Source organism: Denitrobacterium detoxificans (genome assembly GCF_001643775.1).
GTDB classification, from domain to species: Bacteria; Actinomycetota; Coriobacteriia; order Coriobacteriales; family Eggerthellaceae; genus Denitrobacterium; species Denitrobacterium detoxificans.
Genome location: NZ_CP011402.1, coordinates 207700 through 221651, shown reverse-complemented (window position 1 = coordinate 221651; position 13952 = coordinate 207700). Strand labels below are relative to the sequence as shown.

At 59.5% G+C, this 13952-nt stretch carries 14 protein-coding genes; 9 read left to right on the top strand and 5 right to left on the bottom strand.

Annotated features, from left to right (window positions below; all coding sequences use genetic code 11):
- Position 1: 1 nt before the first annotated feature.
- Positions 2-646 carry a Flp pilus assembly protein CpaB gene (gene cpaB, locus AAY81_RS00740; RefSeq protein ID WP_143117302.1) on the bottom strand — a complete coding sequence of 215 codons (645 nt, stop codon included), beginning with the start codon at positions 644-646 and terminating at the stop codon, positions 2-4.
- A gap of 187 nt (positions 647-833) precedes the next feature.
- The gene (locus AAY81_RS00735) at positions 834-2261 is read right to left on the bottom strand and encodes an aminopeptidase (protein WP_066660154.1); all 1428 of its coding nucleotides are present in this window, start codon (positions 2259-2261) and stop codon (positions 834-836) included.
- A 278-nt stretch (positions 2262-2539) separates the two neighbouring features.
- Between AAY81_RS00735 and AAY81_RS00730 the strand changes: the two genes are divergently transcribed.
- Both AAY81_RS00730 and AAY81_RS00725 read left to right on the top strand, forming a co-directional pair.
- A complete protein-coding gene (locus AAY81_RS00730) occupies positions 2540-3136 on the top strand; it encodes a rubrerythrin family protein (RefSeq protein WP_066660153.1) in 597 nt (198 codons plus the stop codon).
- Between the two features lie 171 nt (positions 3137-3307).
- Positions 3308-3967: an NUDIX domain-containing protein gene (locus AAY81_RS00725; protein WP_240480600.1), complete on the top strand. Its 660-nt coding sequence runs from the start codon at positions 3308-3310 to the stop codon at positions 3965-3967.
- A gap of 6 nt (positions 3968-3973) precedes the next feature.
- On the opposite strand, the gene AAY81_RS00720 is transcribed toward AAY81_RS00725, so the two are convergent.
- The 3 genes from AAY81_RS00720 to AAY81_RS00710 all read right to left on the bottom strand — a co-directional run bounded on the left by AAY81_RS00720 (position 3974) and on the right by AAY81_RS00710 (position 8802).
- Positions 3974-4267: a YerC/YecD family TrpR-related protein gene (locus AAY81_RS00720; RefSeq protein ID WP_066660151.1), complete on the bottom strand. Its 294-nt coding sequence runs from the start codon at positions 4265-4267 to the stop codon at positions 3974-3976.
- A complete protein-coding gene (cimA, locus tag AAY81_RS00715) occupies positions 4267-5865 on the bottom strand; it encodes a citramalate synthase (protein ID WP_066660147.1) in 1599 nt (532 codons plus the stop codon). Before cimA ends, AAY81_RS00720 begins: the two co-directional genes overlap by 1 nt.
- Positions 5866-5988: 123 nt before the next feature.
- Positions 5989-8802, bottom strand: coding sequence for an EAL domain-containing protein (locus tag AAY81_RS00710; protein WP_066660144.1), 2814 nt, complete (start codon positions 8800-8802; stop codon positions 5989-5991).
- A 179-nt stretch (positions 8803-8981) separates the two neighbouring features.
- On the opposite strand from AAY81_RS00710, the gene AAY81_RS00705 reads away from it, so the two are divergent.
- From AAY81_RS00705 to AAY81_RS00675, 7 genes are all read left to right on the top strand, one after another.
- A complete protein-coding gene (locus tag AAY81_RS00705) occupies positions 8982-9914 on the top strand; it encodes a transglutaminase-like domain-containing protein (protein ID WP_066660141.1) in 933 nt (310 codons plus the stop codon).
- Between the two features lie 127 nt (positions 9915-10041).
- On the top strand, positions 10042-11094 hold the full coding sequence (locus tag AAY81_RS00700; RefSeq protein ID WP_066660139.1) for a type II secretion system F family protein: 1053 nt from the start codon (positions 10042-10044) through the stop codon (positions 11092-11094).
- A gap of 9 nt (positions 11095-11103) precedes the next feature.
- The gene (locus tag AAY81_RS00695; RefSeq protein ID WP_066660137.1) at positions 11104-11430 is read left to right on the top strand and encodes a type II secretion system protein; all 327 of its coding nucleotides are present in this window, start codon (positions 11104-11106) and stop codon (positions 11428-11430) included.
- A complete protein-coding gene (locus tag AAY81_RS00690) occupies positions 11430-11942 on the top strand; it encodes a DUF4860 domain-containing protein (RefSeq protein ID WP_066664699.1) in 513 nt (170 codons plus the stop codon). The genes AAY81_RS00695 and AAY81_RS00690 overlap by 1 nt, the downstream gene beginning before the upstream one ends.
- Complete coding sequence (locus AAY81_RS00685) at positions 11942-12325, top strand: type IV pilus modification PilV family protein (protein WP_066660135.1); 384 nt, start codon at positions 11942-11944, stop codon at positions 12323-12325. Before AAY81_RS00690 ends, AAY81_RS00685 begins: the two co-directional genes overlap by 1 nt.
- Positions 12322-12816, top strand: a complete 495-nt coding sequence (locus tag AAY81_RS00680; protein ID WP_066660133.1) for a hypothetical protein — start codon at positions 12322-12324, stop codon at positions 12814-12816. Before AAY81_RS00685 ends, AAY81_RS00680 begins: the two co-directional genes overlap by 4 nt.
- An 11-nt stretch (positions 12817-12827) precedes the next feature.
- A complete protein-coding gene (locus AAY81_RS00675) occupies positions 12828-13901 on the top strand; it encodes a type IV pilus twitching motility protein PilT (RefSeq protein WP_066660130.1) in 1074 nt (357 codons plus the stop codon).
- The last annotated feature ends 51 nt before the right edge of the window (positions 13902-13952 follow it).

Below are 13952 nucleotides of genomic sequence, written 5' to 3'. Positions count from 1 at the left end.
CCTAGGCTCCATGCGAGCTCCCCTCATACGACGAACCGGGCAGGGTGAGGTACAGGGAGGCGGATTGGGTTGCAGCAATCATTTCCTGAACGCCTTCGTCGGCCACCGCCAGCGTCACCCATGACCGCGACCCAGAACCCGAGCCGCAAGCAAGCACCGACACGCCGCGCGCGATGCATGACACGCCCGAAGCGGAAACGGCATACACGTCGATGTTGTTGCCAACGCTCAGCGCTCCGCCAACCGCCTGCGCGCTTTCCACTTCCAAGCCAACGGCCTGATACCCCGCAGGAACCACCAGGGAATCCGACGACCCCGAAAAGCGTTGCTCGGTTACCACCTCTCCTTTGCCAATGGAAGATGTAAGGCGCATGCCATCCTTGGCGGCAAGGGAACCCACGGCGCCTTCCGGAAGCAAATCGACAAGCCACGGCCGCACCTCGGCATTGGACGCATCGAGCTTCTCGCCCGGAGCAATATCGCGCGTTGCCACGCAGACTTCCACTTGGTCGCCTCCGTAACGAGACATGGCCTCGGCGCGGGCATCGTCAACCTGGCCCTTCACCATGCTCAGATACGCCATGACGGACAAGGCACATACCACGCCAAACAGCAGCGACAACGCAAGCATTCCCCTTCGCTTCACGCACCCTCCTTTCCTCCTACGCCAAAGATGAGGAACGGCAGTCGCAGCGCGTGGGAAAAAGAACCGCGGAAAATTGAACGGAATCGTTGCGCAATCGTCGCGCAATTCTTGCAACGGCCAGCGGGCACAAAAAAGCCCTGGCCCGCACAAGCGAACCAGGGCACAAGATGGCAGATGGAAGCAGAGACTACGCGTACTGCAGGAATGCGGAGTAGCCCTTCAGCGCCTCGTAGATGTCGGCCTTGTTCGTAACCTCCCACGGAGCATGCATGGAAAGCACGGGCACGCCGCAGTCGATGACGTTCATACCGTACTTCGCCAGGATATACGCGATGGTGCCGCCACCGCCCTGGTCGACCTTGCCCAGCTCGCACGTGTGGAACGTCACGTTGCCAGCATCCATGATGCCGCGAATCTTGCCCATGTACTCGGCGTTCGCATCGTTGCTGCCGCTCTTGCCGCGAGCGCCCGTGTACTTGTTGAACACCAGGCCGTGGCCAAGCATGCCCGCGTTCTTCACGTCGAAGGCGTTCGCGTACAGCGGGTCGATGCCAGCGCTCACGTCGCTCGACAGCATGTTGGAGGCAGCCAGCGCGCGACGCAGGGGCAGATCGCCCTCTTCGCCGGCAAGCGCCATAATCTCGGCCACGGTGTTCTCGAAGAACATGCTCGTCATGCCCGTGGCACCCACGCTACCGATTTCTTCCTTGTCCACCAGCAGGCAGATGGCCGTGCGATCCAAATCGCCCGCCTGGAGCTGCGCGATGAGGCTCGGGTAGCTGCATACGCGGTCGTCCTGGCCATAGCCCAGCACCATGCTCTCGTCGAAGCCACAGCTACGCGCGCGACCCGCGGGAACAACTTCGAGCTCGGCGGAAAGTAGGTCTTCTTCGTCGAAGCCGTACTTTTCGCGGAAGAGTTTCACGATGGCTGCCTTGACCGGCTCCTTTGCCGCCATGGCCTCTGCCGAACCCTTGGGAGCGGCCTTCGCGTCTTCCTCGGACACCACGAGCGGGCGGCCGCCAACCAGCACGTCAAGGTCTTCGCCCTCGACCACGTGGCCGCCATCCTTCTTCAGCTGGTCGGCGCCCAGATGAATGAGCAGGTCGGTTACGCAGAAGGCGGGATCAGCCGCATCTTCGCCCACATTGACCTGCACCTTCGCGCCGTCCTTCTTCACCACGACGCCGTGAATGGCCAGGGGTACCGTAACCCACTGGTACTTCTTCACGCCGCCATAGTAATGCGTGTCGAGCAGGGCAAAATCGTTCTGCTCGTACAGGGGGTTCTGCTTCACATCCAAACGGGGCGAATCGATATGCGCTCCCAGAATGTTGAAGCCCTCTTCCAGCGGCTTCTTGCCAATTTGAACCAGCATGACCGACTTGTCGTAGTTGCTCGCGTACACGCGGTCGCCCGGCTTGAGCGCCTGGCCCGCAGCGCGCACCTCTTCGAGGCTGCGATAGCCCGCGGCACGCGCCGTTTCCATCACGTACGCCGCGCACTCGCGCTCGGTCTTGCACGAGCTGATGAAATCAATATACGAATTGGCAAGGTTCGTTACCTTGACCAGGTCTTCTTCGGAATACGCCTTCCATGCGTTCTTACGCTCCATGAAGCTCCTTTCGCTATGCCCTGCAGCTTTTTGTCGTACCCTCGCATTATCGCACTCCACTCGCGCACGCACCTGCGGCACGCAGAATGTCATCCTTACGACAAACGACCTGCGAACGAGATTCACCCCTTCGTCAGCCCAGCTGGCTTCTGCATTTTCACGTTACATGACGGATGATTGACGAGTATGCTGGTGCCATGCGGGAGCCATACCGCACGTGCTAGTTTGTGTATGCCAGTTACGAGATACCGGCCACAGGTCGGAAAAGGAGGGTCAACATGGCACTACCCAACGCTTCGAATTCCAGCAACTTCAACGTCGTTCCGAACCCCGCCTGCCAGCCCGGCGACACGCTCGCAAACCTAAAGAGCGCCGTCATGGGCGAAACGGGTGCCAGCGCCAAGTACGCGGCGTATTCCAAGAAGGCCGCCGAAGAGGGCTTTGGCCAGATCGCCAGCCTCTTTGCAGCAGCAAGCAAGGCCGAGCAGATTCACATCGCCATGGAGAGCAACCTGGTGCGCAAGGCCGAACCCGACTACGTGAACCCGGAGGCACCCGAGGCAGAAGTTCATTCCACCGACGTAAACCTCATCGACGCCGCTCTGGGCGAAATCTTCGAAACGAGCGACATGTATCCGCAGTTCATCAAGATTGCCCAGGAAGCAGGCGACACGGCAGCCGAAATGGTGTTCACGCGCGCAAAGCTCGCCGAGGCATATCACGCCCAGCGCTACATCGACGCCTACAACACCATCGATCACCTGACCGATGAAAAATACTACGTATGCCCTGGCTGCGGCTACATTCACAAGGGCAAGGGCGTAGGCAGCTGCCCCATTTGCGGCGCCCCGGAAAGCAAATTCCTGGAATTCTAATCCACTACGCCGAACCAAAAGGCCCCGAGCGGAAGCAACCTCCGCTCGGGGCTTTCGTTCTCGGCCCCCTTGCACGTCCCAACGCCACGCGAGCCCGCTTGAAAGCCACGTCAATCAATGCATCCGCCATGTAGTCGTATACTGAACCCACGAACAGAGAAGGGAGCGCCCATGAACGCAGGAGCACAGCAAATGGAAACACCCCAGCTCATCAAGGTCGACCAGGTCTCCGATGGCTGGATCAAGAAGTACGTGCTCACCTATCGCCTGCCCAATGGACGCGAATTCGCCTACGAAGCCGTCTCTCGCAAGAAATACGACGCCTACCTGGAAGAACTGCGCAACATGGCCAGCGACGCCCCGCACATGCAAGCACCCGATGCCGTATGCATCGTGCCGCGCACGCGCAGCAACGAACTCGTCTTGGTACGCGAGTTTCGCTATCCACTCAACAGCTGGTGCATCGCCTTCCCTGCTGGCCTCGTGGAACCAGGGGAATCTCTGGAAAGCGCCGTCGAGCGCGAGCTCAGCGAGGAAACGGGCTATGCGCTTGCCCGCGACGAACAGGGATGCGCGCACGTAAACCCGCTTTCCCAGCCAGGGTTTTCCTCGGCCGGCATGAGCGAGGAAACGGTGCAGGTAGTATACGTGCACGTGGAAGACGAGCTCGCATGCGAGCCGCACACGGAGCCCACGGAATGCATCGAGGTATTCAAGATTGCCGTCCCCGATGTTCCGCATTTCCTAGAGACGAATACCACGCCCATCGGCACCAGGGCGCAGCTCATTCTGGAAGCATTCAGCCGCAACGTGCAGCGTTACGGCGCCTAGCCCACGTTACTTGCGGGTCTTCTCCAGAATGTCGAGGGCATGACGGTAGCCACCTGAGCCATAGTTCAGCGCCTTGGATACGCGCGCAATAGTGGTGGCGGAGGCACCAGTGGCCTCCTCGATGGCAACGTAGGGCTTGCCGGAATCGAGCATACGGGCAACCTCGAGGCGCTGCGACGTCTCCTTGATTTCGCGAATCGTGAATAGATCCTCGAGCAGAGCATACGCCACATCGGTATCCTTTACGCCCGCGATAACCTCAAGCAGGGCCTCAACACTGGCATTTCTCAGATCGCTCATTACTTTCCCATCCTAGTCAAACCGTATTCGACCGAGTCGACGAGGGCATTCCACGACGCCTCGATAATGTTCTCGCTCACGCTAACCGTGCCCCACGTATGCGTGCCATCGGAAGTGGTGATGGTTACGCGCGTGATGGCGTTCGTGCCAACGCTTTCGTCCAAAATGCGCACCTTGAAGTCGACGAGCTCGATATTCGCAACTTCGGGGTACGACTCGCCAATAGCCTGGCGCAATGCGTTGTCGAGCGCGCCAACGGGACCAACGCCCTCGCCCGTGGCGACATAGCGCGCATCGCCAACGTGAATCTTGATAGTCGCTTCGCTTTCCGCATCCCTCGCCAAAGCGCCCTCGTCTTCGCGGTCGTCCACGATAACGCGGAAGCTCTCCAACGTGAAATGGGGCTTCGAAGTTCCCAAGTGGCGCATGATGAGCAGCGCCAGAGAGCCATCGGCGACTTCGTAGGAATAGCCGGCGGCTTCGCGTGCCTTCACGTCGTCCAGAATCTCCTGAACCAAATTGGGCTGGCCCGACAGATCGAGCCCCAGCGACTTCGCCTTGGTGACAAGCGACGCCTTGCCCGCAAGCTCGCTTACCAGCACACGCTGTTCGTTGCCAACCGCTTCGGGGCTTTCATGCTCGTACGCCGCGGAATAGCGCGCCAACGCACTGGCATGCAAGCCTCCCTTGTGGGCAAACGCGGATTGCCCCGTGTAGGGCGTACGCGCGGGAAGCGTTACGTTGCAGCATTCGGCCACAAAATTCGCCACACCCGTAAGCTGGGTAAGATCGTCGACGCAATGCTTGCCCATCTTCAGCTGCAGGTCGGCGATGACGGTAAGCAAATCCGCATTGCCGACGCGTTCACCGAAGCCGTTCACCGTACCCTGGACCTGCGTTGCACCCGCGGCAACGGCCATGAGCGTATTGGCAACCGCGCAACCGGAATCGTTGTGACAGTGAATGCCGAAACGCTGTCCGGGCAGAGCCTGCGTCACCTCAGAGACCACGCGATAGATGTGCATGGGCAGCTTTCCGCCGTTGGTCTCGCAGAGGTCGATAGACGACGCCCCCGCTTCGCTCGCCGCACGCAAAACCTCCAACGCATAGGCGGGGTTTGCCTCGTAGCCATCGAAGAAATGCTCGGCGTCGAACACTACTTCCACACCCTGGCTAACCAGGTAGGAAACGGAATCGCGCACCATGCGCACGTTTTCCTGAAGCGTCGTGCGCAATGCGCGCGTTACCTGTTCTTCGTGACATTTGCCAACGATGGTCACGATGGGCGCGCCACTTGCCAGCAAATCGGCCAAGCCGGTATCTTCCTGAGCAGCAACACCCTTGCGGCAGGTAGAGCCAAATGCGGCCACCTTGGCATGGGAAAGCTGCATGGAAGCCACACGCTGGAAGAAGGCGATGTCTTTCGGGTTGGATGCGGGATAGCCGCCTTCGATAACGTCGATGCCAAACGCGTCGAGGCGTTCGACGATGCGCAACTTGTCTTCAAGGGAAAATGATATGCCTTCACCCTGCTCGCCATCGCGAAGCGTGGAATCATAGGTGACTATGTGAGTGTGCGTATCCGTACATTCCCCCATTGGGCAGGCCATCTGTCAATTTCGCTATTGTACTCCATTACGCTAAAGTACGAAAGCGACGACACAACAAGGGCGTAACATAGCACATTCGCTCGACGAACAGCAAGCGAATGCGCGATTATGCTATTCCACGAATGTAATATCGTTCGAATCGAAGCACTGAACTTCGGCCAGGAAAGCAGCAGCCCCTTCCCTGCGAACCACGAATGCAGCGTCGATGCAATACGTTATATCTCCTCGCGTCAGGCTATAGCGCATCTGCGTGCCGGCCTGCTCGATCTGCTTGAACGCGTGAATCGCCGCATCCCGGAATGGTCCGGGAGTATTGAACCGCGCCTCGGACTCGGCTAGCCCCTGCGTCCCGCCCTCCTGAATCATATGCATGAAACGCTTGTTCACCTGTATGTAGTGCATCGTATCGTCGTCACAGAACTCTACCACGGCAATAGGGCGCCCATAGAGAAACGGTCCATGACCCAAATCGGCCAACGGATTGGCAGAAAGCATGTTCAGCTCGTCAATCTTGTCGAAATACACGCGCTCAGCCTGGGACTCGATGAGTTCGTTTCGATTCTCGGAATGATGCAATTCCGCATCGTCGTGCCTCGACAAGCCATACAGCTCGCCCTGGATCTTGCCGCACCCTATGCGAGACAGGAAACTGCGCTGTTCCTCGCTTGCGACGCCCTCGGCAATGACGCCCATGCCAATCCTCTTCGCCATATTCACCGTAGAGGCAACGATACGACGAGCGCGCTCGTCGGAAACGTCATCGCCGCCGCGCACGCGGAAGAACTCCATGTCGATCTTCAGGGCGTCGAATTCGTACTCCTTGAGCATGTTGAGCGACGAGAAACCACTGCCGAAATCGTCGACCCATACCTCGTGGCCCAATTCACGCAGGGATGCAACACCGCTCTTCAGCGTGCCAGCGGAATCGGCCAGCGAGCTTTCGGTGATCTCGAAATGAATGAGCTCGGGCGGGATGCCACACGAAGCAATGGCGCCAGACACTTCGGACGGAAGATCGCAAAGGTCGAAATCCAAGCGCGAAAGGTTCACCGAGGTCGGGAGCGTCTCAACGCCATCGGCACGCACGTTCTTGTGGTCTTCGCATACGGCATGGAGCATGAACAAATCGAGCTTGTGGATGAGGCGCGCATCTTCCAGGATGGGCACGAACTCAGAAGCGGGGATGATTCCGTGCTCGGGGTCATCCCACTTAGCCAGGGCCTCGTAGCCGCACACCTTTCCGGTAACCGTACGAACGACACGCTGATAGCTTGCGCGAATGTAGCCCTCGCGCAAAGCCTTATCAAGGTTATTCACCACGTAATATCGACGCGCCACGCGCGCCATCATCTTCTCGTCGAAATAGCGGTATAGCTCGTCGTAGCGACCCTTAACGCTATCGCAGGCGACCTTCGCGCAGTCGGCCATGAAGGAAAGACCCACGCGCGGATCATCCGGATGACACACGTAAATGCCAGCCTTCGCCACGACCACCAGGCCATCCCCCAGCTTCGCCACGCCCTCGCACACCGATGCAACTCGCTGTTCGAAATCGTCGGTGGCAATCACCGCAACCACGAAATGGTCGTCGGACAAATGCGAGGTCACACCATCGGTAAACGTGGATTTCACGAGCGAACCCACGCGCTTCAGCAGCTCATCGCCACTTTCGTAGCCCTTCTGGCTGTTGTAGATCTTGAAATCCTCGATATCGAAATGCACGATATACGCAACGAGCTCGGCTTCGTTCGCCCGGTCGATGAGCTCGCGCGCCTGGCGGCGGAAGGACGAACGCGTTGGCATACCCGTGAGCTCGTCGACCCCGCGATCGTGCAGCAACGATTCGCCCAAACTCGCTTCGTCTTCCGAGGGGCTGAACTTGGAGCCAAGGATGATATCCTTGCCCCGCTGCTTCGCCCGAAGCAGATTCTCGTCGGCCAACGTAATCATGTGGCGCAGCTCTTTTTCGCTTCGAGCAACACCGCACACGTAACCAGCAGTATGGGCCATCTTATAGCCCGTAGCGCGTACCTTCGGCTCCTTCACGGCAAGCAGGGCAGCGCGCAGGTCATTCGAACGTTCGAGCAGCTCCTCTTCCGATATGGCAAGCAAGGCGAGAAACTCGTCGCCCCCATAGCGATAGATGTCGTCACCGGGGAAAAACTCGACAATTACATGGGCGAATTGCTCGAGGATGGCATCGCCAGCCGTGTGACCACAGGCGTCATTCACGTACTTGAAGTCATCGAGGTCGGCCATGACCACGATGATGGGCTCATTAACATAGTGAGAGAAATTCATACGCAACGCGCGGCGATTCGGCAACCCCGTAAGCTCGTCGCGCGTGGAGAGAGAACGCAACTCGCTCTCGCGATGCGCAGCCGCAAACGCTTGTCGGTACCTTCCCACGCTCACGGCCATAATGGCCAGCCAGGACACAACCATGACGGTGTACATCTCGACGGTCCCCTCGCCCAGGAGGCACACGGCCACGCTCATCGTGACGAACGTTACGGAAGTGAGCAGCAACGCGCCAATAGGAGGCTCCACGAACAAGCAGGTACAAAACGCCACCTGAAGCAGAAAGATAACGACCTGACCACCGGAGACAAAATCGAGCAGAGAAGCAAGGCCGCTCGCCAATACGCTCGCAAACATGTACACGACGAGCACGGCTTGGAACTTCCTGCGGCTGATATGCGCATTGAGGTAGCGCCGGGAAAGAATAACGACGAACACATTGCATGCGAGCATGAACAGAGGAACGCCAACGCCGGCAACGGAAAAGGTAAGAGCTTCAAGGCCCAGCAACCTCGTGCCGAGCACCGCCAGCCATGCAATGGTAAGCATGACGCCCGCATAGTACCCCACGCTGGCATTGGAGCGCGCAAAGAACGTCAGGACGTCACGATCGTGCGATTCCATCCCAAGAAAATGTTTGATGCGACTGCGCATACCCCTATTCCGTACTGCACGTGGGATAACCTACGTCGGAACCCCATCCGACCACTTGAATATGATAGCGCATACTAAACTATAATGGTAAGACGCTGGGCATTACGGGATGTTCGGTTACCAAACGACGGGGACAGCAAGCCGTGCACATGGCCAAGCACACATGGATCATCGCTCTCGCGTGCGCAGCACTCTGCGTCGCTCTGGCGGCATGCTCTGGCGGCGGCGAATCGGAAAAGACCAACCCGAGCAGCGAAACCTCGGGAAGCCCTCTGAATGCGCCCGCAACCATCGAAGCCCAAACGTTCAACGACGGCGCCGCAATCAGCTCGAACGGGGCCTCCATCGATACGTCCCAAGTCGCAAACGGCTACGTTGCTGCCAAGGGGACCAGCTCCTCACGCCTGAAATTCCAGGTCACCAAGGGCGACATGAGCTACAACTACGATCTGCCCTCCGACGGTTCGCCCATCTACTGCCCCATCAACATGGGAGACGGGGAGTACAGCTTTCGCGTCATGCAGAACACGAGCGGGCAGAACTACGTGGAAATCGCCTCCACGCAGGAGAACGTTTCCCTCACCAGCGAGTTCAGCCCCTTCCTACAACCCAACGTATACTGTGACTACAACGAGAGCAGCGAATGCGTGAGCGTTGCGCGCAGTCTTACGGCGCAGGCCAGCAACCAAGGCGAGGCCGTGCAGGCTATCTGCGAATACATCATCAACAACATCTCCTACGACACCAGCAAGGCCGACACCCTCAGAACGGCAACGGGCTACATTCCCAGCCCCGACGACACCCTCGCCAGCGGCACGGGCATCTGCTTCGATTACGCTTCCCTGGGATGCGCCATGCTGCGCAGCCAGGGAATACCCTGCCAAATCATCACGGGCTACGTTTCGCCCGACGACATCTACCATGCCTGGATCATGGTCTACATAGACGGTGTATGGAAGTGCGGCGAGTTTAGCGTCAGCCGCAACACGTGGTCGCGCGTGGACCTTACGTTTGCCGCCTCATCGGGGAACGTGAGCCAGGTGGGAGACGGTAAAAACTATACGGTTCGCTACACGTATTAGCGATACGCGAAAGGTATACTAGAATGAAAAGTTGTTGCGGAGCACACGAAAACACGGCAGCCTGCCAGGGGCAATGGCCCCAGCAGTGCGGCACACGCACATCAGGCTCCACGGCAGAGGAGTAACCATGGCCCAATCATTGCTCGAAAGCAGCGCGCTCAGCGCCTTCTTCGGCAGCATCGCCACCATGATCGCGGCGGGCATCCAAACCGACGAAGCGGTGCTCATGCTCGCCGAAAACCGAGAAGAATCGCACTTCAAAGCCGTATGCGACCAAGTATACATAGGGCTCATCTCCGGCAAGACACTCTCCGATGCCATGGAGGAAACGGGGGCATTCCCCCGCTATGCGCTCGACATGGTGCGCACGGGCGAGCATGCGGGTCGTCTGGAACGCGTGCTGCGCAGCCTCGATCTGTATTACGACGAAGAGCATCGCATGTTCGCGAAGCTGCAGTCGAGCGTTGCGTACCCTGCAGCGCTTCTTTCCATCATGGCCATCATCCTTGGGTTCACCGTGGCAGTTATCCTGCCCGTGTTCGTGGACGTATACCAGAACATGTCGGGCTCGCTCACCGCAGGGTCCTTCGGCGCGGTAAGCCTGTCCGTCACCATCGGCTGGGCCGCCCTGGGCGTTACCGTGGTATGCGCCCTTGCGGCAATAGCGCTGGTCATCGCCAGCCGCACCGAAGCCGGCCGCCAGCGCGTCCTAAACCTGTTCGAGGGCTTCCCCTCCACGCGCCAGGCCATGTACCAGCTTGCGCTCTCGCGCTTCACGGTGGCTCTTTCCACCTATATCGCGTCGGGCATCAACAACGAAGACGCCATGCAGCGCGCCATCGAAACGGTAGACCACGTAGCCCTGCGCAAAAAGCTAAAGGCCGCGCGCAACACCATGGTCAGCACCGATAATCCGCGTAGCCTTGCACAGGCCATCGCCGAAAACGACATCTTCGAACCACTATACGCACGCATGCTCACCGTGGGCAGCCACTCGGGCAGCATCGATAGCGTGCTCGGGCGTCTGTCGCAGATGTTCTTCGAGGACACCGTAACGCAGGTCGACAAGGTCATCGACCGCGTTGAGCCCATCCTGGCCGCACTGCTCACGCTAGCCGTAGGCGCAACGCTCGTTGCCGTCATGCTGCCCCTTATCGGCATCATGGGATCCATAGGATAGCAACGCGCCATGTATCACGAGCAGACATACGCAAGCCTTCGGAAGCGACGCATCCACCGCATCGTGGCGGTAGCGATTGTCGTTATCCTGGCCGCTCTCGTGGCGTTCAGCGTGCAGCTAGCTCAGCAGAACGCGCGCACCCAAGCCGCGGCTTCGCTGCGCAACGCCATCCTGAACTCAGCCAAGGAATGCTGCGCGGTAGAGGGCTCGTATCCTTCGTCGCTTTCCCATCTGGAAGACGCATATGGCCTGACCAACAACCATAACGACTACGTCGTCACCTACGAATGGTTCGCGGACAACGTACTGCCCAGCGTGGTGGTGGTGCCCCGATGATGCCGGAAAGCACAAACGTCCTCGACGCCATGACCGCCATGCGCCCCGCGCGTCGCGGCAACAAGTCCCAAGGCATGTTCTTGGGCATCCTGCTGGTGTTCTTCTTCGTGATCCTGCTCGTGGCGCTTAGCTCAGGCGTTACGGTATACCGCAACGTTGCGAACACGCAGGCAAACTCCGTCGACGCGAAGCTGGGCCTTTCGCTCATCTCGAACCTGGTGCGCTCGACCGATGCCGCCGATGCCGTGGCCAGCGCCGACGGCCCCGAAGGCAAAGCGCTCGTTCTGGTGGAGCGCATCGATTCCGGCACGTATGAAACGCGTATCTACCTGTACCATGGCTCCATCGTCCAGGAATACGCCCTTGCCAACGCGGCATACACCCCCGAAAAGGCAACCGAGCTCCTCGCGTCTAGCGTCTTCGAATTCTCGTACGAGAACGGCGTGCTTTCCATCACCACCGACCAGGGCACATCGCATGTTGCCCTGCGCAGCGAACAAGGGAGCGCGTAATGGAGCGCCGCGCAGCACATACCAAGGCCACCTCGTTTTCTCACGCGGCATTCACCGTGGAGGCCATCATCCTGCTCGTGTTCCTCGTGGGCGCGCTTGCCGTGTTCACGCAGCTGTTCGCCCACGCCACCACCACCTCGCAACAGGCAGCCCAGCTTGAGCAGGCCGTTGTGCTGGCCACCGATACCGCCGAGCAGTTTTCCGCCGACCCCACGTCGGTAGCCGCCAAGACCACGCACGACGACCTTACCGTCACCTGCAGCGTCACCCAAACGCAGGAAACCGGCGGAACGCTGTACAACGCCAACATCGTCGTTTCCAGCAGCGATAGCCAGGTGTACAGCATCTCCACCGCACGATACGTAAGCGGGGTGGAACGATGAGCTCCACCAGGCGCAAACTGCACATAGGCCCGCTTTCGCTCATCACCTACATCGCCATCATCAGCCTCGCGGTGCTAGCCGTGCTCACGCTTACCACCGCGAACGCGTCGAATACCCTGGCCCAGCGCCAGGCAGACGCAACTTCCCAGGCATACGCCGAGGAAGTCTGCGCGCAAACGTTCGTGGCGCACGTGGACGCAACGCTTTCCGCTTCGCAGGCGACCACATCCACCGAGCTTGCGCAGCAAGTGAACGCCCAGTTGAGCAGCTCGCTAGAAGCGGCACGCGCAGCCTCTAGCGAAAACGTGGAAGCCACTGCCAGCGTATCGGGAACCACTGTTTCGGCGCAGTTCTCGTGCGAAGACGGACGCACGCTCAACGTCGAATTGAACATTCGCAGCAACCGCACGTACGACATAACCAAATGGAACATGGCGGCCGTAGTCAACAATGCCGAAGACGACACCCTATGGTCGGGCGCCTCAAACTAGAAGGAGCAGCGATGGAACTTGAGGAACTCTTACAGCGCATGATCGAGGCGGGGGCCTCCGACATCTTCGTGGTAGCAGGCCTGCCCATATCGTTCCAGGTGAGCGGACGCCAGGTACGCAGCGACACCGAACCGCTGCGCCCCGCGGACACGCGGGCCATCGTGGAGGCCATCTACCATCTGGCGAATCGCGACATCAATATGTTCGCCCAGAATGGTAACCACGACGAGGACTTCTCGTTTGCCATCCCGGGCGTGGGACGTTTCCGCGCGAACATCTTCCGTCAGCGTGGCTCGCTTTCCGCCATCATCCGCGTCATCCCCTTCGGCCTGCCCAAGCCCGAAGACTTCAACATTCCCGAAGACGTGCTTTCGCTCGCCGACCTTTCGAAGGGCCTGGTGCTAGTAACAGGCCCCGCAGGCGCCGGCAAGTCCACCACGCTGGCCTGCATCATCGACCGCATGAACCACCAGCGCATGGGGCACATCATCACCATGGAAGACCCCATCGAATACGTGCACAAGCACGGCACCTGCATCGTTACGCAACGCGAAGTGCCCACCGACATTGCCACGTACGGCGAAGCGCTCCGTTCGGCCATGCGCGAAGCCCCCGATGTCATGCTGCTGGGCGAGATGCGCGACTACGAAACCATCGGCACGGCCATGACGGCCGCCGAAATGGCCCAGCTCATCTTCAGCACGCTGCATACCACCAGCGCATCGGGTACCGTCGACCGCATCATCGACGCCTTCCCCGCGTCGCAGCAGCATCAGATTCGCATCCAGCTTTCGCTGGTGCTGCAGGCAATCGTATGCCAGCAGCTCGTGCCCTCGCTCGACGGCGGCACGCTGCCCGCGTTCGAAATCATGCACACGAACACCGCCATCCGCAACCTCATCCGCGAGCAGAAGACCTACCAGATCGACTCGGTTATCGCCAGCTCGCAGAACGAGGGCATGCGCACCATGGACCAGAGCCTATTTGCCCTGGTAAAGGAAGGAAAGGTAGCCAAGGAAGTCGCCTTGCGCTACAGCATTCACGCCGAAGCGCTCGAACGCCGCATGGAAGTCGAGGGGCTGTAAGCTTCATCACCGCCACAAGCAGGAGGGCCCGGTCACGCCGAGCCCTCCTTT